Annotated in this window: 22 protein-coding genes; 13 read left to right on the forward strand and 9 right to left on the reverse strand. The window is 51.2% G+C overall.

What is annotated here, in order from left to right:
* Positions 1 to 93: 93 nt before the first annotated feature.
* Positions 94 to 1998, forward strand: a complete 1905-nt coding sequence (locus FH755_RS12990; RefSeq protein WP_292441545.1) for a glycosyltransferase — start codon at positions 94 to 96, stop codon at positions 1996 to 1998.
* A gap of 14 nt (positions 1999 to 2012) precedes the next feature.
* On the opposite strand, the gene FH755_RS12995 is transcribed toward FH755_RS12990, so the two are convergent.
* A complete protein-coding gene (locus FH755_RS12995) occupies positions 2013 to 2690 on the reverse strand; it encodes a TVP38/TMEM64 family protein (RefSeq protein ID WP_292441546.1) in 678 nt (225 codons plus the stop codon).
* A gap of 310 nt (positions 2691 to 3000) precedes the next feature.
* Here FH755_RS12995 and FH755_RS13000 point away from each other — a divergent pair, with 310 nt between their 5' ends.
* The 3 genes from FH755_RS13000 to FH755_RS13010 are packed head-to-tail and all read left to right on the forward strand — an operon-like array spanning position 3001 to position 6597.
* Positions 3001 to 4338 (forward strand): paraquat-inducible protein A, encoded by a 1338-nt coding sequence (locus FH755_RS13000; RefSeq protein ID WP_292441547.1) that lies wholly within the window; start codon positions 3001 to 3003, stop codon positions 4336 to 4338.
* Complete coding sequence (gene pqiB, locus FH755_RS13005) at positions 4331 to 6001, forward strand: intermembrane transport protein PqiB (protein ID WP_292441548.1); 1671 nt, start codon at positions 4331 to 4333, stop codon at positions 5999 to 6001. The genes FH755_RS13000 and pqiB overlap by 8 nt, the downstream gene beginning before the upstream one ends.
* 17 nt (positions 6002 to 6018) lie before the next feature.
* Positions 6019 to 6597 (forward strand): ABC-type transport auxiliary lipoprotein family protein, encoded by a 579-nt coding sequence (locus tag FH755_RS13010; protein ID WP_292441549.1) that lies wholly within the window; start codon positions 6019 to 6021, stop codon positions 6595 to 6597.
* Between the two features lie 54 nt (positions 6598 to 6651).
* Here FH755_RS13010 and FH755_RS13015 read toward each other — a convergent pair whose 3' ends face one another.
* The gene (locus tag FH755_RS13015) at positions 6652 to 7302 is read right to left on the reverse strand and encodes a phospholipid-binding protein MlaC (RefSeq protein ID WP_292441550.1); all 651 of its coding nucleotides are present in this window, start codon (positions 7300 to 7302) and stop codon (positions 6652 to 6654) included.
* Positions 7303 to 7345: 43 nt separating this feature from the next.
* On the reverse strand, positions 7346 to 9796 hold the full coding sequence (locus FH755_RS13020) for an MMPL family transporter (RefSeq protein ID WP_292441551.1): 2451 nt from the start codon (positions 9794 to 9796) through the stop codon (positions 7346 to 7348).
* 153 nt (positions 9797 to 9949) lie between these two features.
* Here FH755_RS13020 and FH755_RS13025 point away from each other — a divergent pair, with 153 nt between their 5' ends.
* From FH755_RS13025 to FH755_RS13050, 6 genes are all read left to right on the forward strand, one after another.
* Positions 9950 to 10927, forward strand: coding sequence for a glutathione S-transferase family protein (locus FH755_RS13025; RefSeq protein WP_292441552.1), 978 nt, complete (start codon positions 9950 to 9952; stop codon positions 10925 to 10927).
* A gap of 269 nt (positions 10928 to 11196) precedes the next feature.
* Positions 11197 to 12135: an AraC family transcriptional regulator gene (locus tag FH755_RS13030; RefSeq protein WP_292441553.1), complete on the forward strand. Its 939-nt coding sequence runs from the start codon at positions 11197 to 11199 to the stop codon at positions 12133 to 12135.
* Positions 12136 to 12179: 44 nt separating this feature from the next.
* On the forward strand, positions 12180 to 12653 hold the full coding sequence (locus FH755_RS13035; RefSeq protein WP_366658788.1) for a (2Fe-2S)-binding protein: 474 nt from the start codon (positions 12180 to 12182) through the stop codon (positions 12651 to 12653).
* The gene (locus tag FH755_RS13040) at positions 12643 to 14931 is read left to right on the forward strand and encodes a molybdopterin cofactor-binding domain-containing protein (protein ID WP_292441555.1); all 2289 of its coding nucleotides are present in this window, start codon (positions 12643 to 12645) and stop codon (positions 14929 to 14931) included. The genes FH755_RS13035 and FH755_RS13040 overlap by 11 nt, the downstream gene beginning before the upstream one ends.
* The gene (locus FH755_RS13045; RefSeq protein WP_292441556.1) at positions 14932 to 15924 is read left to right on the forward strand and encodes an XdhC family protein; all 993 of its coding nucleotides are present in this window, start codon (positions 14932 to 14934) and stop codon (positions 15922 to 15924) included.
* Between the two features lie 2 nt (positions 15925 to 15926).
* Entirely contained in the window at positions 15927 to 16532 is a 606-nt protein-coding gene (locus FH755_RS13050) for a nucleotidyltransferase family protein (protein ID WP_292441557.1), read from the forward strand.
* Between the two features lie 18 nt (positions 16533 to 16550).
* On the opposite strand, the gene FH755_RS13055 is transcribed toward FH755_RS13050, so the two are convergent.
* The 4 genes from FH755_RS13055 to FH755_RS13070 form a co-directional block, all read right to left on the reverse strand.
* A complete protein-coding gene (locus tag FH755_RS13055) occupies positions 16551 to 18182 on the reverse strand; it encodes an ATP-binding protein (protein WP_292441558.1) in 1632 nt (543 codons plus the stop codon).
* Positions 18183 to 18383: 201 nt separating this feature from the next.
* Entirely contained in the window at positions 18384 to 18653 is a 270-nt protein-coding gene (locus FH755_RS13060) for a hypothetical protein (protein ID WP_292441559.1), read from the reverse strand.
* Between the two features lie 115 nt (positions 18654 to 18768).
* On the reverse strand, positions 18769 to 19134 hold the full coding sequence (locus FH755_RS13065) for a DUF488 family protein (RefSeq protein WP_292441560.1): 366 nt from the start codon (positions 19132 to 19134) through the stop codon (positions 18769 to 18771).
* 6 nt (positions 19135 to 19140) lie between these two features.
* Positions 19141 to 19653: a type 1 glutamine amidotransferase domain-containing protein gene (locus FH755_RS13070; protein ID WP_292441561.1), complete on the reverse strand. Its 513-nt coding sequence runs from the start codon at positions 19651 to 19653 to the stop codon at positions 19141 to 19143.
* Positions 19654 to 20012: 359 nt separating this feature from the next.
* Here FH755_RS13070 and FH755_RS13075 point away from each other — a divergent pair, with 359 nt between their 5' ends.
* Positions 20013 to 20468 carry a CBS domain-containing protein gene (locus FH755_RS13075; RefSeq protein ID WP_292441562.1) on the forward strand — a complete coding sequence of 152 codons (456 nt, stop codon included), beginning with the start codon at positions 20013 to 20015 and terminating at the stop codon, positions 20466 to 20468.
* 44 nt (positions 20469 to 20512) lie between these two features.
* Here the strand turns inward: FH755_RS13075 and FH755_RS13080 are convergent, their stop codons facing one another.
* Positions 20513 to 20977, reverse strand: coding sequence for a MarR family transcriptional regulator (locus FH755_RS13080; RefSeq protein WP_292441563.1), 465 nt, complete (start codon positions 20975 to 20977; stop codon positions 20513 to 20515).
* A gap of 66 nt (positions 20978 to 21043) precedes the next feature.
* On the opposite strand from FH755_RS13080, the gene FH755_RS13085 reads away from it, so the two are divergent.
* A complete protein-coding gene (locus FH755_RS13085) occupies positions 21044 to 21352 on the forward strand; it encodes a hexameric tyrosine-coordinated heme protein (protein WP_292441564.1) in 309 nt (102 codons plus the stop codon).
* 60 nt (positions 21353 to 21412) lie between these two features.
* Complete coding sequence (locus tag FH755_RS13090) at positions 21413 to 22591, forward strand: NnrS family protein (RefSeq protein ID WP_292441565.1); 1179 nt, start codon at positions 21413 to 21415, stop codon at positions 22589 to 22591.
* Between the two features lie 42 nt (positions 22592 to 22633).
* Here FH755_RS13090 and secD read toward each other — a convergent pair whose 3' ends face one another.
* Positions 22634 to 25153, reverse strand: a complete 2520-nt coding sequence (gene secD, locus FH755_RS13095) for a protein translocase subunit SecD (RefSeq protein WP_292441566.1) — start codon at positions 25151 to 25153, stop codon at positions 22634 to 22636.
* Between the last annotated feature and the right edge of the window lie 26 nt (positions 25154 to 25179).

A 25179-nucleotide genomic window follows, 5' to 3' on the forward strand; every position in this document is an offset into this window, starting at 1 on the left:
GATGATTTAATGGCGCCGATTGAGGGCTATCGGCCGATAAGTAAAAATTGATGCCTCTCTACAGGCTAGCAAACACGGGGGCTTCGGAGGTTTTTGCAGTATTTGGAGGCAAAATCCCTAGGACCCCCTTATGGCGAGAACGAAAATAGTGATTTTGGTGATTTTCGATTTTTTGAGCACTTTGGTCCGCCCTTTTACTCTTTCCAGGCGGGTCGGAATCATTTCATTTTTCTTGATAACACCGGCAATACCCCTCTCCAGTGGCAGCTTGACTGGCTGAGGCAGGAATTAGCGACTTCTGACGCCATCCACCGCTTTGTTTTTCTGGGCCTGCCGTTTCGTCCACAGCGTGAGAACACTTCCGCTTTTTCACGGGATAATTATTTTAACAATCCTGAGGTTGAAGCCGAATTGCACCAAATTTTCAGCGCACAGCATGTCGATGTGGTTTTTTCGGCCAACCTGTCCCGGTATGACGTGCAGCAAAGAGACGGCGTGCGATATATCACAACAGGCGGTGCGGGCGGGGTCATTGTCGATGATGATAATAGTTATCACCACTACACGCAGGTGTCGGTATCAGACGATGGGGTTTCAGTTAAGCCGATACGTCCTGCCATCAGTCATTCTTCTCTGCAAAGAACACTGAATAGCATCTGGTCTGCGATATTTACTTTCTTTTATGTCAGTTTCCCACGATTTCTGGTGGTAGTCAGTGTGCTGGTGCTGATCGGCTTCAAGCTGCGTGAAATCATTTATGAAGAGCGTGACTTCTACACCCATTTCTCTATTGATGATTCGCGCTATCGTGACAAACCCAAACGAATTGCGTTTTTTAGCAATAATTTCTTTCCCTTTATTTCCGGCGTGACGATTTCGATTGACCGTCTGGTCAGAGGGCTGGTCGCCAGGGGGCATCAGGTTCACCTTTTTGTACCCGACTATCCGTCCATGAAGACCTCGACATCACTTTGTACCCGAGTCAAAACACTGCTGGCTTTTGGGACAAACGGTGAATTCAGACTGACCAATCCGTTTCAAACCAGTATCAGAAAAGCCTTCAAGCAGCTTGATCCGGACCTTGTTCATGTCCATCATCCGTTCTGGCTGGGTTCGGTCGGTTTATGGCTGGCTAAACGATATAAAAGCCCCGTTATCTACACCTATCACACACGGCTAGAAATGTACTCTCATTATGTGCCACTGCCGGGCGCGTTATTCAGAAATGTTATTTCTCACCTGCTTGTTCGCCGTTTTTGCAATAAATGTGATGGCATCATTGTGCCCACCTACTCCACCGAAGAATATCTGCGTCTGATCGGGGTGAAAAGCCGTATTTGTGTTCAGCCCAGTGGGGTGGAATTCGAGCGCTTCAACTCGCCACAAATTCAGTCACTGGATGCGCTCAGACAAAAATATGCAATTCAGCCAGATCATCTGGTGCTTATCTCAGTGTCGCGGCTGGGACGGGAGAAAAACGTCAAGTTTCTGATTGAGGCAATCGCCAGTCTGGAAACCGAAATGCAGCAGAAACTTCGTTTGCTGATCGTGGGAGAAGGCGATGATCGAAATTATCTGGAAAACTACATATCAGACAATAATTTACAAGACATTATTAAACTGGTTGGTGCAGTGCCGCCCGATGAAATCCCCGCCTATTACCAGCTGTCAGATATTTTTGTTTTCGCCTCCAAATCAGAGACACAGGGCATGGTGCTGCTGGAAGCAATGTCAGCCGGCCTGCCCGTAGTAGCAATACGTTCAAGTGGCATTGATGACGTCATTATTGAAGCCGAAACCGGCTTTAAAACGCTGGATGATATTGAAAAATGGAACAGTAAACTGAAACTGCTGATCGAAAACCCTGCCATGCGAACCCGGTTTTCGAAACAGGCTGTCGCTTTTGCCCGTCTGCATGATTGTGACAGCGTGGCCAGAAAGGTAGATCATTTTTACAGCGAAGTATTAGCCGCTTATCACCAACAGGATCAGCGTTAGCCAGGTCTTATTGATTAGCGTTTGAGGCGCCTGTCCAACCAGACCAGGAACCCTATCAGGAGGCCAAGCAGTGAGATAGCAATGAGGATAGCTGTCCATGGCTGATCACCTGCAGCCGGCACCAGCAATTTACCGAGCTGGCCACCAAAGGCAATCACCAGAATGAGGCCGGGAATAAGCCCGACAGCAGAACCCAATATGTAGCGTCTGAATTCCATTTTAAATGCGCCGGCCAGCATGTTGGTGACCGTGAAAGGCGCAATCGGCAGCAGATTAATGACAACCATGCTCCTGAAACTATTATTCTGAATATAGCGCTCAGCGCGTCGAACCATTGTGCCGCCATGCTTTTCAATCGTATCGCGACCAACCCAGTGCCCCATCACATAGCCTGTCGCCGAGGAACTCAACGAGCCCAGAACTGCACACAACATGGCCCACTCAGTGTGGAAAACAAGGCCGGTAGTGACGACTAATAGCGTCAACGGGAACATCATCGCGAGCATTATCACGTACAGCAATGCCACTGAAATGAGTCCCACAAATGAGTATTCATAGTGCTGAATGCGATGGCCATAATTCAACAAGGCCGCTTCACTCATGTAGCCGCTATCTATCAGATAGCGCCATAGCAATGCCAGTCCAAGCAGTATGGTAAAAATCAGCACCGTACGTTTAATTGATCTACTCAATTTTGTCACCTTGGTGAAGAAGACACCTATGCCAGATTTATCAGAATGTCGAGGCTATGCGGTGCTTATGTAAGGAGATCCTGCCTCTGCAGGATTGGTCCGGGCCCAGCGCACTAAGTTCCGAATCGGGACGTCCCTAAATTAAGAACAAAGACACTAAAAATAGTGACATGGGACCAAGATAAAATGATTGTAGCCCCGTCGATCCAAGCTAAAGGGCATGGGGGACATTTGAAAATATCGCTGTTAAGCTAAAGTCTGTTATTACGTCATATTGTATCGTGCGCTTTCATTCTGATGGATATCTGATTTGCAGCATCACACCACCCATTCTGCCTACAACGACATTGCTCCCGGCTCGCCGGAATCGCAGGGTCGGCGCAGGCGACTACGCGCCTGTCAGGAATGCGACTGGGTTGTGGCCCTGCCGGGCTTAAGACCCGGTGAAGTGGCGGTTTGTCCCCGCTGTCAGCACACCCTGGTCAAGCGCCATTTCAGACCCGTGCAACGTAGTATGGCGCTGGCCATCAGTGCACTGATGGCTCTGGTACTCGCCGTCAGTTTTCCTTTTGTCAGTTTTTCTGCGTTGGGTATAGGCCAGAAAATTCAGCTAACGCAAACAGCCACACAATTGTTGAGTTTTGATCAGCCGCTGATTGCCATACTCGTATCACTGACTATTGTGATCCTGCCAGCAACTTATCTGCTCGGTGTTATCTGGCTGCAAACGGGCTTGCTGCTTAATAAGCCGCTTCGATTCAGCCGGGGTATCGCCCGCTCTTTGAAACATTTGCATCCCTGGATGATGGCAGATGTGTTTATCATCGGCGCACTGGTCAGTCTGTTTAAAGTTTCCAGTGCAGCTGATGTTACGCTGGGCATCGGTTTCTGGGCATTTTTCAGTTTCGCCATTTTATTACTGATGACTATGCGTTCACTGGATGATGACTGGTTATGGTTTGCCATTGCCGGTGAGCCGCTGGCGCCAGAGGGAACAAAGACCGGGCAAACTGCTGCCTTACAAGGGCTCACTGGCTGTTCTACCTGTGGTCTATTGCAGCGTCTGCCGGTTCGGGGCGCGGGCTTCTGTCAGCGTTGTGGGGAGCATTTGCAACCGCGACTGCCCCATTCTCTTCAGCGAACCTGGGCTTTATTAATTACTGCCTGTGTGCTGTATCTTCCGGCCAATGTTTATCCCATCATGCACAGTACCCGTCTAGGACAAACTCAGCCAAATACCATTATTGGCGGCGTGGTTGATTTGATTAATGGCGGCTCCTGGCCGATTGCTCTCATTATATTTACCGCCAGCATTATCGTACCTGTGGGCAAGATTCTGGCCCTGGGTTGGCTTTGTCTGCGCGTGGGAAAAAGCAGTGAGATTAGCCATCGCAGTCGGATACGACTGTACCGGCTCATCGAATTTATCGGCCGCTGGTCGATGGTCGATGTCTTTGTTGTGGCGATCCTGGTGGCTTTGATCCGTGCCGGTAATTTAATGTCAATCACACCCGGCCCGGCTGCACTGGCTTTTGCCTCAGTGGTAATATTAACAATGCTGGCTGCTATCAATTTTGACCCCAGACTGATTTGGGATAACCCCGCCGAACAATCAAACCAAGCTTTCAAGGACCCGCTCCATGAGTGACACCTGTTCAGCCGATCAGCAGCAGGATACTGATTTACACAAGGCAAAGGCCGTCAAAGCCTCGCGTTTATCACCGATATGGATCATCCCGGTGGTGGCGGCTTTGATTGGTGCCTGGCTGGTTATTGATAATTATCTGCATACCGGACCGCTGGTCACTTTGACCATTTCCAACGCCGAGGGCATTGAAGCCGGCAAAACCCGAATCAAAACCCGCAACGTGGATATCGGTCGCGTAGAAGAAGTGAAATTATCCGAGGATCTCAGTCATGCCTTGATCCTGGCTCGGATTAATCACGATGCCGAAGATGTGCTGGTCGAAGACACCCGTTTCTGGGTGGTCAAACCGCGCATCAGCCGCGAAGGTATCAGTGGCTTCGGCACTGTTTTATCCGGCGCCTATATCCAGCTCTATCCCGGCGACTCAGAACAGCAACGGCGCCAGTTTGATGTGCTGGAACAGCCTCCGGTCGCGCTGGATGGCACAGAAGGTATACGCATCAAACTGGTCAGCCAGCTGGGTAACTCACTGCGCCCTGGCGACCCGGTCACCTATCAGGGTTATACCGTCGGCCGGGTGGAAACTGTCGAATTTGACAGCGCATCACTGCAGGTGAATCACCAGCTTTATATCGAAAAGCCCTATGACGCCCTAATCAACAGTAATACCCGGTTCTGGTCTGCAAAAGGGGTGAACCTGGAACTCAGTTCCACCGGTTTTGAGGTCAATATTGCGTCGTTGGAATCGCTGATAAGTGGTGGAGTTACCTTCAGTGTTCTGGAAGATTTACCAGCCAGTCCGGTCGATCCGGATCGGATATTTCAGTTATTTCCCAGCGAAGAAGCGGCCCGTCAGGGAATGTTCAGTGACTCACTGGAATATGTGCTGCTGGTTGAGGACACGGTGCGAGGACTCAGCGAAGGTGCGCCGGTCGAGTTTCGCGGTATTCGTGTCGGCACCGTGAAAGAGGTGCCATGGCGTTTTACGTCACCGCAACGCCGTATTCGTGAAAATTTCGCCATTCCGGTATTAATCAGTCTTGAGCCACAACGTCTTGGTGGTCAGGAAGAAGTCGATCTCGAAGCCTGGCGTGAGAGACTTGAAGGCATTGTCCGCAACGGTCTGCGTGCCACGTTGAAATCGGGGAATCTATTAACCGGTGCCTTGTTTGTGGACCTGAATTTTGAACGTGAAGAGGCGGTTGAATACAAGGCAGAGACCTTTGAAGGCCGTCTTGTTATTCCCACCACACCAACGGGTCTGGCACAAATTGAGCTCAAGGTCTCCAGTCTGCTGGACAAGCTGAACAGCCTGAAAGTAGAGCCGATTCTGGCGGGCATGGATGACAGCATGCAGCAATCCGAGACACTGTTGCGTGAGGTTCGGGCGCTGACCGCCAGCATTAAACAGATGCTGAATAACCCGGAAATACAGCAGGTACCGGCTAATATCAATCAGACGCTGGCCGAGTTAAGGGATGCCATTAAAGGCCTGTCGCCTGAGTCACAGGCCTATCAGGAGCTGAACCAGACACTACAGAGCCTGGAAACCCTGCTGCGCGATTTACAGCCGCTGGCCCGTACCCTGGGTGAACAGCCTAATGCCCTGATCTTTAACCCGCCCGCGAGCGATGATCCACAGCCGCCGGCGGCCAAACCTTAACTGGAGCAGCGTTTATTGTGAGCACATTGAAGCCCTACCTTACTGCCCTTTTCATTCTCCTGCTGACCGCTTGTGCCAGACAAACGGTAGAAAAACAGCATTATTTTCTGCCGGCAGTGAGCAGTGTTGCCGAGTCTGCGGATAAGCTGGAGACAAAACGTCTACTACAAATCAGTGAAGTACAGCTGGCTGATTTTCTGGACAAGTCCGGTCTGGTGCTGCAACTGAACGACATTACCCTGAATCAGGCTAAAAACCATGTATGGGCCGAAGATCTGCGCCGGCAAATCAGTCGCGGTTTGCAGTCGCGACTGAACCGCCAACAGCAAGCATTTACGGTCGTCGGACCGCAAACGGCTGCTGACATGCGCTTGTCACTGGAAATCCATGCTTTCCACGGCCGTTATGACGGCCTGGCGCTGACCAGTGGTCAGTGGCAATTGAAAAATCAGCAGGGAGAAATAAAGCAGATTAAGCGCTTTGAGATAAAGACTGAACTCAATCAGTCTGGCTACCCGGCCCTTGTCAGAGCGCTGGGTGAAAATCTCGATAAACTGTCGGCGCAAATGACACAACAGCTGCAACAACTGCCCTAGTGTGCTGTCTTCGCATGTAAATTGACACTGTGAAGCTGAAGCCTGACTTGGGTTTTAAATCTCATCCACTTTTTTAATTTCCTCTGACGACCAGTTGGCGATGGCTGCATCTATGCTGCCGTGACGGCTGACAGCCCCGTCAAACTGATTCATGTAAACCAGTCCCAGGTTCACGCCATCCAGAATGATATTGTGCACCTGCCAGGGCTTGCTGCTGTCTTTTCTACCCATCGAGTAGTCAATCGAATAAACCTTGTTATTGCCGGTCTGGGCCTTCATTTTGATATAGGCCCGGGTATCGTTTTGCGAACTGAAGTCATCCGGTAGTGGCAGTACCTCAACGCTTTTAACTTCAAAAGTCTGGAAGCTTTTCATGTAGAGCTTCGACAGGCTACGCTTGAAGGCTGCCGAAAATTCCTGTTTCTGTTGCTGCGTCGCCTGTTTGCCATGTTTCCCCATCACTCCTCGGGCAATCGCATCAAAGTCCACGGCCGGCTCCAGCGTCTGCAACAGCTCATCAGCCATCGCCTGCGTCATTTTGCGCTCATCCAGAGTTTGATGTTCCTGGATGATATCCAGCACTTCACTGGTGGATTCCTGTATCACTTCTCTGGGATTTTTAATGTCCTGTTGCGCGCTGGCCGACAGCGCAAAGAAAAGCAGGAAAGCCATTAATGCCCGTTGGAAAAAAGTCGCTTGTCGCATAATAATCTACCCCTTCTCCGTCATGAGAATATCACTGAATAAGTCACTTTTTGCTGCGCTGAGTTCGCTGTTTATCATTTGATTGATAGGCCAGGATCAGCAAACCGGGCAAAAGCGTCAGATTGGCGGTCAATGCCAGTAACATGGCCAATGCGGTCATCAGACCAAAATACACGCTGGGAATAAAGTTGGAAAAGACCAGTACGGAAAAACCGATAATAACGGTGATTGAGGTGTAATAAATCGCATTACCGATACTCTGGTGACTATGGCTGACCGCCGTTCGTACGTTCTCGCTGGCAGCATATTCCTTCCGGAAGCGGTGCAGATAATGAATGGCATCATCAACGCCGATGCCGATAATGATCGCGGCAATGGTAATGGTCATCACATCCAGCGGTATGCCCAGATAGCCCATCAGGCCCAGCGCCGTGGCGGCGGCCAGCACATTTGGGATCAATCCCACCAGCGCCAGCGTCAGCGATCGGAGTAACAGCATGAACATGATCAACGTGGCAAGAATGACGAATATCAACGTCGAGGTTTGCGAATCGAACAGATGCTGAAGCATGCCATTAAACAGGACCGCCATTCCGGTTATGCGGATATTTTCCGGTTCAAAGCCCAATTCATTAACCGCATAGTTTTCGATATCGGCAATCAAGCCTTCAATGGTGTAATCGGGCACCGTTTCATGCAGACGTAAGCTAATCCGCATCATTCCGCTTTCCGGCGAGGCGTAGGGTTCAATCAAATCCTGGTAAACCCGCTCGGGCATCGCCTTTAGTGCCGTGACCAGTTCGACAGGTCCGAGTGGTTCACCGTCGTTATATGTCTGGGCGACCTGCTCCAGGTTTTCCAGTGAAATAACTTTACCAACCGCAGCTTTGCTGTCGAGATAATCATGCATCTCTCGCAAATATTGGATCTTATTGGGGGTGAACCAGTAAAGCCGGGCGTTCGCGTCCTCACCGGTGCTGAAAAAACTGCTCTCCTCCCGATCGGCTGCTTCATAGGGAGGGAATTTGAGGATAATATCCATCGGCATGGTGCCGCCCAGATTTTTATCGATAAATTCCAGTCCTTTATGAATTTCCGTGTGGTCGCGGAAATATTCGACAAAGCGGTTATCCATACTCAGCCGGCCGATACCCAGCGCTGCAACAATAAAGGCAATCAGCATCAGACCCAGAATCAGCCGGGTGTGGTTTACCGCGAGCGTACTGAGCCATTGTGTTATCCGAGGCTCGTCATGAAGGCGGGCGCTGTCACCGCTTCTGGGTAACAGCAACAGGATCCCGGCAAACAAGGCATAAGTGACCAAAAAGGACACCAGAATGCCGATACTCATAATCCAGCCGAAATCCATCACCGGCACGATATCGCTGGTAACCAGCGAGCCGAAAGCCACCATGGTTGTCAGTGCCATGTAAACACAGGGGGCCAGCTTATCCTTCATCGTTTCCAGCACCAGATCCTGATGCGGCATGTCGGTGTTTTTGGCACCCAATTCCCGATAGCGGACAATCAGATGAATCGCGAAGGAAATGCTGAAAATGGTCAACAGGGATATATAGTTTGATGAAACCACCGTGGTTGGCTGTTGCAGGAACCCCAGGATCCCGGTGGTCAGGAAAATAGTGACCCCCGTACTTGCGAGTGGAAACAGGACCCAGCGCCATTGCCTGAAAAGCCAGAACAACATCATAGAAATGATGGCAATGACGATAACGCCAAAGATCAACACATCCTGTTTGACATAGCTGATCATATCGGCGGCTATCATCGGCACCCCGCCGAGATAAGCCACTACCTCATCGCTCAAATCATCACGAATACTGCGGATATCGGAGATTAATGCCTCCCTGTCCTCCAGATGCTGGCTGTAGATCTTTTGATAGCGTGCTTCGACCGATGCCAGCTTTTCCTTTTGCTGTGCTGTCGGCTGCTCGATTGCACGCAATTCACGGCGTTCGTCCCTTAATTCTGCGAGTTGCTGATTTTGTTTTAACTGAATCCGTATCGCCGTGGTCTGACCATCTTCGGAAATGAGCAGATTGCGAAATAACGGACTCCGGGTCAGCTCCTCCCGCGCCATGGCCAGGTTCACATCTTCTGACAGCAGCGTGCGGTACCCTGTCGCCAGCTCAGAAACCGGTACATGCGGACTTTGCAGCAACGGTGCTTCCAGGAGTGAATCTACCGAGCTGACCCCTTTCACCTGTTCCAGCTCAGCTACAAGCGCCTGCAGATTTTCAATACTTGGGGGGCTGAGCAATGCCTGCTCTGTTGGCTTGTAGGTCAGTACCAGGAAGCCTTCACCACCGAACTGGTTACTGACATCCCGGTAATAAGCGAGATCCGGGTCTCCCTCTGCCACCAGTGTGTCTTCCGATGCATCAAAGCGGAAGTCTTTGATGAAATAGGCTGCCACCAGGCACAGACCGGTGATCAGCCATATCAGATAGCGTGGGTAATTAAAGCTTTTTTTCATGTCATATATTCAGTCTGAACTCGCAAAGCTAAGCCCACTGTGCCGAATCCCCCACTGACAGTAAAGGCCTTATAGCTGGAACCATAGACTATTAGTTGTAGCCGTAATGGCTAAGTTCATTTAACCGACAAATGCAATTAACAGGAGACAGATATGGGCCTGCTTATCGAGGGGAAGTGGTTTGATCGATGGTATGACACCGCTGCCAACAAAGGCCGGTTTAAACGCGATGAATCCAAATTCCGGCATTGGGTCACTGAAGATGGTCGCCCCGGCCCAAGTGGTTCCGCTGGCTTTCGGGCTGAACCGGACCGCTATCATCTGTATGTCTCACTGGCTTGCCCCTGGGCGCACCGAACACTGATATTCCGCAAACTCAAAGGGCTGGAATCGATGATTTCCCTGTCCGTAGTGAACCCGTATATGGGGGAAAATGGCTGGACTTTTGAAGCCGGTAACGGCGTGATAGCCGACCCGGTTTACGATGCGCGTTTTCTGCATCAGATATATACGGCCGCTGATCCGGCTTTTACCGGCCGCGTTACCGTGCCGGTGCTCTGGGATAAACAGCAGAACCGGATCGTCAACAATGAATCCGCCGAGATAATTCGTATGTTCAACGCGGCTTTTAATGGGCTGGGTGCCAAAGAAGGTGACTTTTACCCGGCGTCACTGCGTGCCGATATCGATGACATCAATGCCTATGTTTATGATCGTATCAATAACGGCGTCTACAAAGCCGGCTTTGCCACCACACAGGAAGGCTACGAAGAGGCGGTATTACCGTTATTTGAAGCGCTGGATGAAATTGATAAACGTCTGTCACAACAGCGATATCTGGTCGGCAAACAGATCACGGAAGCCGACTGGCGCTTGTTTACTACCCTGCTTCGCTTTGATGCCGTCTATTATGGTCATTTCAAATGCAACCTCAGACGTATTCAGGACTATCCGCATCTCGCCGGATACCTGCGTGAGCTTTATCAATGGCCCGGTGTCAGTGATACGGTCAGCATGACACATATCAAGGAACATTATTACCGCAGTCACTCCAGCATCAACCCGACCGGTATCGTGCCTGTTGGACCTGTGCTGGATTTAAACCGGCCACATCGCCGTGAGCAATTCTGATATACGTTTCGGGGTAATGTGAGGTTACCGGCAGATAGCCCGGGGAACGAAAGTTTTTAATGAAACCGGCCATTGGAAAATCACATGCAGGGCCATTACGCAGCGTGGTTATTTTGTGTCGCCACCCTGATTGCTGGAGAATCAGTCAACAAGCCTGTAGTTTCAGGCAAGTCATTGCGGTCATCTGACTTTAGAATTTAAAGCAGACTGGACAACAGACATCTTATCCCGCATCTAACACTGTGAGCATCGGACCATGAGAAACATCCATGCAGACAACCCATAAAATTCCCCCTCAATCTGGAGACAGCGATGAGAGTGCTGATGCGCGTGCAGCGCTGGCCAGAATGATCAGCCGCTATGCACCGCATGATGGTTTATTCGACCTGCCTCTGCCCGGCGTGCATTTACTGAGAACGTCGACCAGGGAAACCAACCCTACCCGCGCTGTGACCAAGCCCGGCATGTGCATTATTGCCCAGGGTGCCAAACGGGTTTTGATTGGTCAGGATGTCTATGATTATGACAACTCTCGGATGGCAGTGTACTCAACCGAAGTGCCGGTCTCAGCCAAAATCGTCAAAGCCAGTGTTGCTGAGCCTTATCTGTGTCTTATCGTTGATATTGAGCCGCAAAAGCTGGCGGCGCTGACGATGAAAGCCTTCCCCAATGGCGTTCCGCGGGTGCAGCATCCGAGAGCATTATTCATTGGTAAAGCCAATCCTAAAATTGTTGAAGCCGGCACCCGTCTGCTGGAACTGCTGGCCCAGCCCAAAGAGGCCGAGTTTTTGCAGCCTTTGATCATCGATGAAATCTTTATTCGCCTGCTACGCAGTGATATCGGCACCCTGGTGGCCCAGATTGCCGCTGCCGACTCCAGTTTGCAGCGTATTTCCAAAGCTATCAGCTGGATCAGGGAGCATTTTAAAGAAGCCATGAAGGTCGAAGAGCTGGCAGCGCTCAGTAATATGAGTGTGTCGGCATTTCATACCCACTTTAAAACCGTTACCCGCATGACGCCATTGCAGTTTCAGAAAGAACTGCGCCTGCATGAAGCCAGACAAATGATGCTGACACAGATGATGGATGTCAGCACTGCCTGCATGTACGTCGGTTATTCCAGTGTGTCCCAGTTTAGTCGCGAGTACAGCCGCTTATTCGGTGTACCGCCCAGTAAAGATGCCCGTTCCCATCTCGCAGTGAATTGAGTTCAGGCAATATCAAATACATGTTTTGAAATTTGAAGGGATTGATTATGAAAATCACGATCAATGAGCAAGTTCACCAGATCGATGTGCCTGACGAGATGCCTATATTGTGGGCGCTTCGGGATGTATTAGGCATGACCGGTACCAAGTTCGGCTGTGGTAAATCACTGTGCGGTGCCTGCACGGTCATGATGGATGGACAGCCTATCCGCTCCTGTGTCACCCCGGTTAAACAGGCGGAAAACAAAAATTTAACCACCATTGAGGCCGTTTCCAGGCAGCCTGCTGGCCGGGCCATTCAGGCGGCCTGGCTGGATAATAACGTTCCGCAATGTGGCTACTGCCAATCCGGACAGATTGTCTCGGCGACAGCCTTGTTGAACTCAAATTCCCGTCCCACTGATGATGATATCAACAACGCCATGAGTGGAAATATCTGCCGCTGCGGCACCTATACCCGGATTCGTGATGCGATCAAGCAGGCAGCTAAAAACCTGGAGGCCGGTCATGAAGGATAATATCGTCAATATCAGCCGCCGGAATTTTGTTAAAGGCTTTGCACTCAGCGGTTTCGTGCTTGCCGTGGGGTTACCCGGCCTGTCTGCCGCGGCTGATGAACCGCAATATGGCCGTAATGCCATGCCTCACGGCTGGGTCGATAATCCGCTGGTATTTGTCTCTATTGCCCCAGATGGCACGGTCACCATTGTCGCCCATCGTTCGGAAATGGGTCAGGGGGTTCGCACCAGTCTGCCGATGGTCGTTGCCGATGAGATGGAAGCGGACTGGAGTCGGGTTAAGGTTGAGCAGGCCTGGGGCGATGAAGAACGCTTTGGCAACCAGGACACCGATGGCTCACGCAGTGTGCGGCATTTCTTTATGCCGATGCGTAATGTCGGGGCGGCGATGCGCATGATGCTGGAGACGGCTGCGGCCGCCCTCTGGGCAGTCCCTGCCGCTGAAGTCAAAGCTCAGAACCACGAAGTGATTCATCAGCCTTCCGGCCGTCGTGTGGGCTATGGTGAACTCGCTGAATCTGCCGCCGAACTGCCGGTGCCGGATCGGGATAACTTCACTTATAAACCGGCTTCTGAATTTCGTTACATCGGCAAGACCGGTAACAAAAATATTGATGGTGAAGCGATCGCCACCGGTACCACCGAATACGGCATGGATGTACGTCTTGATAATATGGTCTATGCCGTGGTGGCGCATCCTCCGGCTTATGGAGAAACACTGAAATCCTACGATGACACTGAAACACTGAAGGTGCCGGGTGTCATCAAAACACTTACTTTGCCTTCCAGCCCGCCGCCGGCCATGTTCAATCCTCTCGGCGGTGTCGTGGTCGTGGCTGAAAATACCTGGGCAGCGATTCAAGGCCGGCAAAAACTCAAAATCGAATGGAATACCGGTCCAAACAGCGACTATGAGTCGGAGGCCTTCCGTGAACAGATGAAACAAGCCGCCAATCAACAGGGTGGCAAAGTCCTGCGTTCACAGGGCGATGCTTATAAGGCGTTGGACAATGCCGCTGCAACGCTGAGCGCCGATTATTACATCCCGCATCTGGCGCAGGCGCCGATGGAACCGCCGGTCGCGACAGCACATTTTAAAGGCGATAGCTGTGATGTCTGGGCACCGACCCAAGCACCGCAGGCCAGTCGCGATACCGTAGCTAAATGGCTGGAGTTAAAACCGGAACAGGTCATGATCCATGTCACCCTGCTGGGTGGGGGATTTGGCCGTAAGTCCAAGCCCGACTTCCTGGTGGAAGCGGCACTGACCTCCAGGGCCCTGGATGGACGTCCCGTCAAATTGGTCTGGACGCGGGAAGATGATATTCAGCATTCCTATTACCACACCGTCTCCTTTGAGCATCTGGAAGCGGCTTTTGATGAACATGGTAAGTCCCTGGCATGGCTGCACCGTACCGTTGCGCCATCTATTGTCTCGACCTTCGATGCCAGCACCATTCATCAGCAGGCTTTTGAGTTCGGGATGGGGGTGGTTAATGTCCCCTTTGCGGTGCCCAATATCCAGCTGGAAAACCCGGCTGCGGAAGCCCATACCCGCATCGGCTGGTTCCGTTCAGTCTCCAATATTCCGCATGCTTTTGCGGTGCAATCCTTTATCGCGGAAATGGCTCATCAGCAACAACGCGATCACAAGACCGTGTTGCTGGAGTTGATTGGTCCGGACCGGGAAATTGATCCACGAACATTGCAGGATGAATGGAATTACGGGGAATCACCGGAGCTGTATCCGCTCAATACCGGTCGCTTACGTCGTGTTATTGAACAGGTCACCGACAAGGCAAACTGGGGTAAGCAGCTCCCTGCCGGACAGGGTCAGGGACTGGCCGCACACTATAGCTTTGTTACCTATGTGGCTGCAGTGGTTGAAGTCGCAGTTAATGCCGATGGTGAGGTATCGATACCACAAATCGATATCGCGGTTGACTGCGGGCCACAGGTCAATCCGGAGCGCATTCGTTCCCAGATTGAGGGTGCCTGCATAATGGGGGTGAGTCTGGCGATGCTGGGTGAAATCAGCTTTAAGGATGGCATTGCGGTGCAGAATAACTTCGATGGCTACCAGGTCACCCGTATGGATGGCGCACCAGCTAAAATCAATGTGCATCTTATGCCGTCGGATGATTACGATCAGCCGTTGGGCGGTGTCGGCGAACCCGGTATGCCGCCCATTGCACCGGCTTTGTGTAATGCCATTTTTGCCGCCACCCAGAAACGGATCCGCAATCTGCCTGTCCGTTATCAACTGGAGGAGGCCTAGATGCAGAGCACAGATATTACTGTCCTCCGGCAGCTACATGACTGGCTGACATCAGGTCATTCGGTCTGGTTGACGACGGTGCTGAAGACTTATGGCTCCAGCCCACGCCAACCCGGTGCGATGTGCGCGATTCGTCAGGATGGCGCGTTGCTGGGATCGGTCTCCGGCGGCTGTATCGAGGAAGATCTGAAAGAGAAAGCTTTGACCGGACTGCTGCCAGAATCCGAGGTGATATTTCTCACTTATGGCGAGTCCGTTGAAGAGCGTGATCGTTTCCGTCTCCCCTGCGGTGGCACTTTGCGGCTTGCAGTGGAAAAAGTCACCGATATCGCTTGGGTGATTGAAGTACTGGATAAGATCGAACAGCGTCAACCAGTCAAACGCCGCTTATCACTGAACGCTGTCGACAGTTCTGTTCAGCCGGCCAATGCCAATGACAACAGTCCGGTAGTGGAATCCGCTGCCGAGTTGCATTTCGTTTATGGTCCCCGCGCCCGTCTGCTATTGATTGGTGCCGGTGAAACCTCAAGCTATCTCGCCAAAATGGCATTGGCACTGGATTACCAGGTGCTGGTGGCAGAGCCGCGTGAGGAAATGCAGTTGACCTGGCAGACTGAAGACGGTGAGTTGCTGGCGATGATGCCGGATGATGCGGTGGTTCGGGTTGGGCCGGATAACAATACTGCCATTATCACACTGACCCACGATCCCAAGCTCGACGATATGGCACTTTTGGAGGCATTAAAATCTGATGCTTTCTATGTCGGCGCTTTGGGTTCAAGCCGCACCAATGCCAAACGCCGGGAAAGACTGGCGATGTTTGATCTGACCGCAGAACAGATTGCCCGTTTGCATGGTCCGGTCGGCCTCGATATCGGTAGTAAAACGCCGGCTGAAATTGCCGTTTCGATCCTGGCAGAACTGGTTCAGCTCAGACAAAGCAAACAGCCGTCAGTCCAACAAGCGACAATCCGCGCCGTCAGTAACGGTTGATCATGTCAGGCAGAATCATCCGCCCTGTTGTACTGGCCGCCGGACAATCAAGCCGGTTTGGTAGTGACAAACTGTTGCATCCGATTGCCATACAGGGTGAACGCAAACCCCTTATTTTTCACAGCTTATATCCGTGGTTGACGATATTTAGTAACGTCGATGTTGTGATCCGGGAAGACAACCTTACCCTGCTTCATTTACTGGAAAACTGTGAATTTTCATCCCGCCTGCGACTTATTCCGGCAGAAAACGCCCGGCAGGGAATGAGTGCTTCTTTTATCGCAGGTATTCAAGCCAATATTGAAGCGGATGGCTGGCTGATAGGCCTGGCCGACATGCCTTATATCAACAGCCTTGTGATTGCTGATTCTCTGGCGGCACTAGAAGCGGGTGCAGCCATTACCCTCCCCGAGTTCAGTGGCCGCCGTGGTCACCCGGTGGGCTTAGTTGCAGACCTCCTGCCTCAATTAATGGCATTAAAGGGGGATAAAGGCGCCAGGGACATTATCCGAGCCTCAGCCAGGCCGATTTGTTTCATATCAAGCGTCGATGAAGGTATCTTTCGCGATGTTGACACCAGGGAGGATCTGCTGCCACAAAGCGGATAGTGATGACTGCTGTCGTCTCTAGACAATCGGCAGCTTGACCTCGAACAGGCTACCGGTGCCCAGTTTGCTTTCCACTGAAATCGAGCCTCGCATCAATTCGACAATCTGACGGGAAATGGTCAGACCGATGCCAGTACCTTCTATATTCGAGTTTTCGGCTTGCAGGCGTTCGAAGGGCTCAAACAGTAACTCCAGATGTTCTTCGGCAATGCCCTCTCCATCATCAGCAATCGCGATGGATGCATGACGTTCTCTGGTCGTGACATCGATAAAGACTTTGCCGCCGGGCCGGTTGTATTTGATCGCATTGCTGAGCAGATTGAGCAGCACCTGTTTCAGCCTGCCGTGATCAGCCATTGCGATTATCCGTTCCTGATTGCTGTGCTGTATCTCGATTTGTTTTTCACCAGCAAACTGCGAAATCAAAACCAGACATTCTGTGACAATCTCATTCAGATCCACCGCTTTGATTTGCAAGGACATCTTCCCAGATTCTACTTTCGATAGATCAAGCAACTCATTGATTAAATATAACAAATGCTTACCAGCCTTCAGGATTTCGGCGGCAGATTTTTTATCGTCCTGATGACCCTCAGGATTGGAATCAATCAGCTGACTGTAGCCCATGACGGCATTCAATGGCGTTCGGAGCTCATGACTCATATTGGCCAGAAAACGAGACTTGGCCTTATTAGCCGTTTCTGCCTTTTCCCTGGCAATGCTTAATTCAGCTTCGATCTGTTTTCGCCAGCGAATCTCCCGTGACAGTTTCCAGCTCCAGAGCGCAAAAATAGCAATCAGGCAGGCCGCAGAACCGGCGACAGCGATAAGCAAGGTCGGATCCGTTTTATGCTCATAGGTCACGGCAACCCAGTTTCGGGAGATGGTGTTTTGTTCCTGGACGCTAATCGCATTCAGGCCTTTACTCAGAATCGAATGCAGGATTGGCATATCATCCTTTACCGCCATATAGAGCTTCGCCCCATAAGGCGTGTCAGCAGCAATCTTGACATTGCCAAAGCCCAGATTCCTGGCGACGTAGTTGATGACCACCAGATTACCCATATAGGCGTCGACTTTGCCGGCATTGAGCGCAGCCAGCGCCTCATCGGCGATATCGGCCCTGTATAGCTCTATCTCAGGATGATGCTGTTCAATTGCCCGGGCAGCCGCACCGTGCCGGAATACGGCGACTTTTTTGTTATTCAGATCTGTAATATCGTTAATGCTGTTCGTTTCTTCCCTGGCAAAAATAACAAATGGCATCTCCAGAAACGGCTTATCTATAATCGAGTACTGAGATTCGTTGAGTTTGTATGGGGCCGCGACGGCTGACAACACATCCGCGGTTTCACGATCAGGCGCTTCCTCTGAGCGAATAAAGCGAAAGCGGACAGGCAGTTTTTGCTCTATCTGTTTCAGATAATCGACAGAAATGCCTTTGAATTGATGATCTTCGTCCAGAAATTCCACCGGCGCCCAGCCATGACTGACGGCCACCGTGATTTCCGGATTTTGCTGCAACCAGGCCTGCTCGGCTTCAGTGAGCTGAATATTGCTGCTGGCTGGCTTGTCAGCGTTCTGTGCAAAAATGCCATGACCGGATAATAAGAGTGAGACAGTACAGACAAACAGCAGGGGCAATTTCATCTAATAACCTGGCCTAGTAGCTGAGCAGTCAGTCTTCCCACAAGTGCGTTATGTTGCCATCGCCATTGATGGTGTCTGATACTGCTAAAGTAGTATGAGAGTGTTCTATGTTGTCACAATACTGTCAAGTCGACCTTTGCAGATGACGTCATTGAATGATCCAGCCTGGTCCGGGGTTGCCAGTATGAGGATGTGCCAGGTCTAGTGGGGATAAGTCCAGATATCCTGTTTTCGCTCCAATTCATAAAGTTCTTCATGCAGCAGCCTGATATTCAGCAAGGCCTGCATATCCTCGGGCGGGAAACCTCTCCGGGTCCCGCTGCGGGTCTCTGTGAACAGTGAGTCGAGATAGGGCTCGCAAAACTCGCTCCCCCAGAAAATAATCAGTTTTTTGGCAATATGGGGGTATTTTTGCGAGATTTTGATATAGGACTCGTCTTCCTGTAATTGTTGTATTTTGGGATTGCTCATAGAAAATTGAATGATGATAGTCAGGGCCTGAGAACAGCCTGATTGATCTGAAGCCGGGATGATGTGAAACACATCAAAGAAAAGCCTTACACGACCGCAAGGAGGAAGCTGTCTTTTAATTCATCGCCTTCAGAATCACCTGTTTAAGGATCGGCAAATGTGACTGCTCCAGATCCTTGACTGCCGAAAGCAATGTGATCGGCTTTCCCTCGGCCATTTCAGCTATTTCATTCACTGTGTCTGATTCAGACTTGAGCGATTGACGATACTGTTTTTTGAACTCGGCATAACTCAGTTCATCGTTGTGCCAGGCCTTTCTTAGCTCATTGGACGGACACAGGGATTTAATCCAGTTGTCATAGTCCAGGTCGGTTTTTTTAATCCCACGCGGCCACAGCCGATCTGCCAGCAACCTGATACCGTCGGCTTTGGCCGGCTTGTCATAGACTCTTTTCAGTTTGATTTTGTTTTCTGCTGACATGACACATTAGGCGTTGGCCGGTTGCAGTTTTGTCAGTATGGCTTTGTTGAATTCGTGCAGATCACCGGGGTGTCGTGATGTGATCAGATTGTCATCAATGACCAGCGGTTGGTCGAGATACACTGCGCCTGCTTCTATCAGCTCATCAGAAATCCGCTCATAACAGGTGGCCTTGCGACCTTCCAGCAGGTTGGCCGAAACCAGGATCTGTGGCCCGTGACAGATAGCAGCGACAAGTTTGCCATCGGCAAAGAAGTGTTTGGCAATATCCAGTGCACGCTGTGATTGACGTAAATTGGCTGGCGCCGCGCCACCTGGCAATAGCAACAATTCGTAGCTATCCGGATTGACTTCATTGAGTGTCATACCGGCGACTACTTCAGCACCTTTCTTACCTTTGATAATACCGCTTTGCAGCGAAGCGATATCACATTCAACACCGGCCTGCTCCAGTTGCTTGAGCGGCTCGGTCAGTTCAGCGTCTTCAAAATGATCCGTACTGAGAATGATGGCTTTCATTTTTGCCTCCTTTCTTTAACACTACTTCATCCCAACATGTTTATGCCTGGACTTCAAAATCCGCTCACAGATTTTGATGCGCACCGTTTATTTGTTACGGTTTGTTTATGGTGCTTACAGTTTCAGACAGACTTAAAGGCGCCATGTTCACAACAATCTGCTTTCAAAGAGATGCATGACTGGATTAAGGTCAGCAGAGAAAGCAAGATCCTGCATCGGCTGAGCCTTAGCCAGAATTGTCCCGGAAATAGCAGTTGCGCCATTCTGCTATAGCAAAACCGGGCTTATCACGCTGCCTGTTTAAACGCTTTGTTAGCGGTTCACGCAATTTTGTCTTTACTAACAGAGGGGAAACCACCATGAATATTCTGGATGTTTGTCAGCACAAAGTGGCGATGTTGGAAAAAAATGAAAAAGTTCAGGAAGCGGCCAGACAGATGAAAATACATCACGTCGGTGATGTGATTGTCGTCAGTAAGGAAAACGGTCAGAACAAACCGCTGGGTATCCTGACCGATCGCGACATAGTCATTAATTTAGTGGCGGATGATGTCGATCTCAGCGCCGTGACTGTGGGCGACTGTATGAGTGATGATCTGATGACGGTACGCGATGATGCCGATATCGCTGATACGATGAAAGAAATGAGTCGACGCGGTGTACGCCGGGCGCCGGTCATTGCCTCAGATGGCAGCCTCTGCGGGATATTGAGCATGGATGACTTGATTGAAGTCTCGTCTAATATTCTGCGCGATATGTCTGCTTTGATTACCAGAGAGCAAGCATGCGAGGAACTCCGGCATCGACATCATTGATCTGACTGCCGTTTTGATCCAGGGGAGAGTCCGCTCTCCCCTGTTTATTCCTTGTCACTGTTCAGTCTGCGTTTCACTTTATCGCATAAGGCAATTAACTGTGCGGCTTCTTCTTTTGTGAGGCCTGTTGCACAGAGTGCTTGTTCTGCCACCTGCTCAGCCTGCCGGGCAAAATCCCGGCCTTGACGAGTCAGAGTAATAGCCATGGTCCGTTCATTTCCCGGCACCCGGTTTCGTTGTAGATAGCCGCGGTTTTCCAAAGTTTTCAGCATCGGTGTCAGTGTCGCCTTGCTCAGACCGATAAACCGGCCCAGTTCAGTCACCGAAACCGCATCCTGCTGCCACAGGCCCATCATGACCACAAACTGTGAATACGTCAGTTGAAACGGCGATAACAGACTGGCATAGGCCTGTGTTACAGCGCCACTGGTGGAGTACAGGGCATAACAGACCTGCTCTGCTATTTTCGGCCCCATTGTGCGATCATTTTTTAAAGTGGTACTTGACATACTTATTTATCCGGCCTACCGTTAGTTAGCGAACAGTTAGTTTGCAAACGATAAGGAGAGAATAGCATGAAATCCATTATTTATCTGATTCCATTCATGCTCGCCGTTTGGCTGCCACAGGCTGCCAGCGCCGAAGACATGAAAGCCAGTGACGACTATATGCCTTCGCTGATCACGGAAACCCCATATGAAGGTCGTCAACTCGCGATCAAGATTGTGAGGAAAACGATAGGCACGATTCAGACTGATGCCGCAGCCAAACACCGGGTCAGAGCCAAATATGCTGAAGATCCGGCCCTGCTGATGAATGCGGCTGAATTAGTCGCTATTGAATTCAAAACTATCGCCATCGCCAACGACTACTGGCGTAACTGATCTGATTCATCCGGGCAGGAGGTTAAGCTACTGCCCGGATGTCACTGACGGGATATCTCTATGACAAATAATGCCTCAGCGTCCGCTGTGCTCGATCTGGCTTTCAGACCCTTTTTTCTGCTGGGTGCAGTATTCAGTGTTATTGCATTATTGCTCTGGGGAGCGAACCTTCATGGCTGGCTCACTCATGCTTATCATGGTTATACCCCGCTGTGGCATGGCCATGAAATGTTGTTCGGGTTTGTTGCTGCCATTCTGGTCGGCTTTTTGCTCACAGCAGTGCAGAACTGGACCGGCTTACGCTCAGCACATGGGAAAGCTTTGCTGCTGCTGATACTGCTTTGGCTGGCTGGACGGCTCGCGGTCTGGTTTGCTGGTTTCATGCCCTGGTGGCTGGTGATTATCATCGATGGCAGTTTTTTGCTCTACGCCGCCGGGCTACTCGCCTCGTTACTGTTAAAAAAACAGCAGAAACGCAATTACTTCGCGGTTCTGGCCTTATTGTTGCTGACTGCAGACAACGTGGTGTTTCATCTCGGAGTGGCCAGCGGAAACCTGCAAACAGCGACGCATGCGCTGCACAGCGTGATTTTACTGATTACTTTGCTGATGACGGTCATCGGCGGCCGGGTGATTCCGATGTTCACCGGCAATACCACTCAGATTCCGCCACGAACACGAATTCAGTGGCTGGATAAGGCTGGTTTAGGCTTCCTGTGGGTAATCGTTGTTATTTTTCTTTTCCAACTTCAAATTTATCTCCCGGATAAGTTGCTCGCGGTAATTTTTAGTTTTTCAGCCGTGCTTATCGCAGGCCGATGTGCACTTTGGCGTGCGATGTCGACCCGGCGCCATCCCCTGCTCTGGTCTCTGCATCTGAGTTACTGGTTTATTCCGCTGGGACTGGGGCTGATTGCCTGTCATTATGCCGGTATGGCGCTGAGTCTGAGTACGGCATTACATGCACTCACCGTTGGCGCGATGGGCGGTCTTATTCTGAGTATGATCTCCCGCGTCTCATTGGGTCATACCGGTCGACCGATTGTGGCGACACCATTGATAAAACTGGCATTTTTACTGGTACTGGCAGCGGCATTAAGCCGGGTCGGACTGATATTGATTATCCCGGCTTTCAGTCTCTGGGCCTGGTGGCTCAGTATCGGCCTCTGGGTAATGGCCTATACGTTATTTTTATATCGCTACAGCGCCATTTTACTCTCCCCGCGGGCAGATCGTTAAGGATAGGAACCGGACAATATCCGGTTCCAACCTGGTTTGCTGTCAGGGAATGTCCGCCAGACGCTGCTGCATTTCCTCGGCGCTCGGCCGCAGCTGTGCCAACCCCTTGCGAGCTCGGCGCTGTCCAAGAAAATACAGAACCGGTGCAGCAATAAAGACTGAAGAACTGGTCCCAATCACAATGCCGAACAACATCGGCAGAGCAAAGCTGGACACCGCCGAACCGCCTGCAACCCCCATCGGTAATAAAGCCAGAAAAGTCGTGACCGAGGTAAAGACCGTCCGTGTCAGCGTCGATGAAATGGATTCGTTCATCAAAGTCATCATCGGCTTATCCGGACAGGCGCGCAGATTCTCCCTGATACGATCAAACACAACCACCTTGTCATTGACCGAGTAACCAATCAAAGCGAGTAAGGCCGCGACCGCCGTCAGGTTAAACTCCACCCCGGTCAGCGCAAAAAAACCGATCGTTTTGGTCAAATCCAGCGCAATAGTCAGGGTGGCCGCAATGGCAAAATGTGATTCAAAGCGAATCGAAAGATAAGCCAGCATGCCGAATCCAGCCAGCAAAATGGCCAGAATCGTATCATCGGCAAAACCACTGCTGACCTTGGGACCAACCATATCCACTTTGGGAAAGGCAGCATCAGCCTGCACGGACTGCACCGCTGTTTTCAAGGCATCGACTTGCGCCGCTGTCGCTGCCGGGTCCTGATTTTCGGCCGGCAACCGGACCAGAAACTCGCCCTGCTCTGCAGACTCCTGAATCGAAGCCTGTGCCATGGCATGATTTTGCAGCGTAGCCCTTAGGCCTTCTACTGAAAGCTGACTGGCGTGAACTTCAACCAGCGTCCCGCCGGTAAAATCGACACCGTACTTCAGGCCCGGCTGAAAAAACAGCACAATGGCAGCGAGTGACAATAAGGCCGAAGCAGTGAGACCGACAAATCGTCCACGCAGGAAATCCAGCGTGCGGCGGCTGAGTTTATCAAGCAGGGCAAAGCCATTAATCTTTAATGGTTTCTTCTCACGGCCTTGTATCGACCATTCCATCAACAAGCGGGTGACCGCAATGGCGGTAAACATTGAGGTCAACAAACCAATACCTATCGTGACGGCAAAGCCCTGTACCGGACCACTGCCGAACATGAACAGCAGACTGACTGCAATCAGGGTAGTCAGGTTGGAATCAAGAATCGTGGTGTAAGCCTTGTCAAAACCTTCATGGAGGGCTTTCCAGGCTGATTTCCCTCGTCTGGATTCTTCGCGGATGCGCTCATTAATCAAAATATTGGCATCAACCGCCATACCCAGGGTCAGAATGATGCCGGCGATGCCCGGTAGCGTTAAAGTTGCACCAAGCAGACTCAAAATGCCGAACACCAGCCCCATATTGATCGCCAGTCCTACACAGGCGATCAACCCCCAGCGGCCATAAATGCCAATCATAAAGGCAATAACCAGTGCCGCGCCGATTAAACCGGTGGTGAGTCCCATGGCAATCGCATCACTGCCCAGATCGGGACCGACGCTGCGCTCCTCCATCACCAACAATGGCACTGGCAAAGCGCCTGCGCGAAGTAACAACGCCAGTTCAGCCGCTTCTTGAGTGGTAAAGCCACCGCTGATTTCGCCGCTACCGGCAGCAATCTCACTGCGGATCACCGGCGCGGTAATCACTTTGCCATCAAGCACGATGGCCAGTGGCCGGCCGATATTGTCGCGGGTCATTTTGCCGAACAGTTTGGCGCCCTCATTATCCAGTTTGAAGGTCACCACCGGTTCGCCGCTGTCCTGATTAAAGCCCGCCTGGGCATCGCGGATATGCTGACCTTCCATCGCCACCCGTTTTTCCAGCCTGAACTGTTGTTTGCCATCCTGGCCCGGCAAAGACACGGTATCCCGTTCACCGTTGCTGTCAGCATCCCAGTGAAAAGTCATTTTGGCGGTGGTGCCCAGCAGTTGACGAATATCTTTCGGATCCGCCACGCCCGGCATTTGTACCAGTATGCCGGCATCGCCCTGACGGGTAATGCTGGGGTCTACCAGCCCGGTCTCATCCAGACGACGGCGAACGACTTCCAGGCTACGTTCGATGGCATCGTTCATCACCGCATTAATCCAGACTTCCGTCAGCCTCAATTCAAGCCGGTTCCCGATGATTTCCAGCTCGAAGCGACGGCTGCCATCGTTGCCGTCACGGGCCAGTGATTCAACCATAGCCTGTGCCTGCTTGATCGAGTCACTGTTCCTGAGTGTTAATTGCAGACTGTCACTCTGTATTAGCGGGCGGCTGTAATAAATACCGGCTTCACGGAGCTGATCGGTCAGTTCATCTGCGAGTGTCTGGTATTGATCATGGATAAGCGCTTTGCTATCCGCCTCCAGCAACAGATGAGAACCGCCCTGTAAGTCCAGCCCCAGCGATACATTGTTTTCGCTATACCAGGCCGGTAACTTGCTGGCAATACTGTCAGGTAAAAGATTAGGGACCGCGCTCAGTAAACCGAGCACAATTAACAGGCCATAAACGATGGCCCGCGTAGATAATGATTTCATGCGAATCCTCGAAAAACGATCGAATC

The organism is Methylophaga sp., assembly GCF_009711715.1.
In the GTDB taxonomy this organism is placed as follows: Bacteria; Pseudomonadota; Gammaproteobacteria; order Nitrosococcales; family Methylophagaceae; genus Methylophaga.

Coding starts and splice junctions, on each gene's coding strand:
- FH755_RS13040 (WP_292441555.1), top strand. CDS start 12,643: ATGAAGGATAATATCGTCAATATCAGCCGCCGGAATTTTGTTAAAGGC.
- pqiB (WP_292441548.1), top strand. CDS start 4,331: ATGAGTGACACCTGTTCAGCCGATCAGCAGCAGGATACTGATTTACAC.
- FH755_RS13050 (WP_292441557.1), top strand. CDS start 15,927: ATGTCAGGCAGAATCATCCGCCCTGTTGTACTGGCCGCCGGACAATCA.
- FH755_RS13085 (WP_292441564.1), top strand. CDS start 21,044: ATGAAATCCATTATTTATCTGATTCCATTCATGCTCGCCGTTTGGCTG.
- FH755_RS13080 (WP_292441563.1), bottom strand. CDS start 20,977: ATGTCAAGTACCACTTTAAAAAATGATCGCACAATGGGGCCGAAAATA.
- FH755_RS13015 (WP_292441550.1), bottom strand. CDS start 7,302: ATGCGACAAGCGACTTTTTTCCAACGGGCATTAATGGCTTTCCTGCTT.
- FH755_RS13055 (WP_292441558.1), bottom strand. CDS start 18,182: ATGAAATTGCCCCTGCTGTTTGTCTGTACTGTCTCACTCTTATTATCC.
- FH755_RS13020 (WP_292441551.1), bottom strand. CDS start 9,796: ATGAAAAAAAGCTTTAATTACCCACGCTATCTGATATGGCTGATCACC.
- FH755_RS13045 (WP_292441556.1), top strand. CDS start 14,932: ATGCAGAGCACAGATATTACTGTCCTCCGGCAGCTACATGACTGGCTG.
- FH755_RS13025 (WP_292441552.1), top strand. CDS start 9,950: ATGGGCCTGCTTATCGAGGGGAAGTGGTTTGATCGATGGTATGACACC.
- secD (WP_292441566.1), bottom strand. CDS start 25,153: ATGAAATCATTATCTACGCGGGCCATCGTTTATGGCCTGTTAATTGTG.
- FH755_RS13090 (WP_292441565.1), top strand. CDS start 21,413: ATGACAAATAATGCCTCAGCGTCCGCTGTGCTCGATCTGGCTTTCAGA.
- FH755_RS13065 (WP_292441560.1), bottom strand. CDS start 19,134: ATGTCAGCAGAAAACAAAATCAAACTGAAAAGAGTCTATGACAAGCCG.
- FH755_RS13030 (WP_292441553.1), top strand. CDS start 11,197: ATGCAGACAACCCATAAAATTCCCCCTCAATCTGGAGACAGCGATGAG.
- FH755_RS13070 (WP_292441561.1), bottom strand. CDS start 19,653: ATGAAAGCCATCATTCTCAGTACGGATCATTTTGAAGACGCTGAACTG.
- FH755_RS13060 (WP_292441559.1), bottom strand. CDS start 18,653: ATGAGCAATCCCAAAATACAACAATTACAGGAAGACGAGTCCTATATC.
- FH755_RS13075 (WP_292441562.1), top strand. CDS start 20,013: ATGAATATTCTGGATGTTTGTCAGCACAAAGTGGCGATGTTGGAAAAA.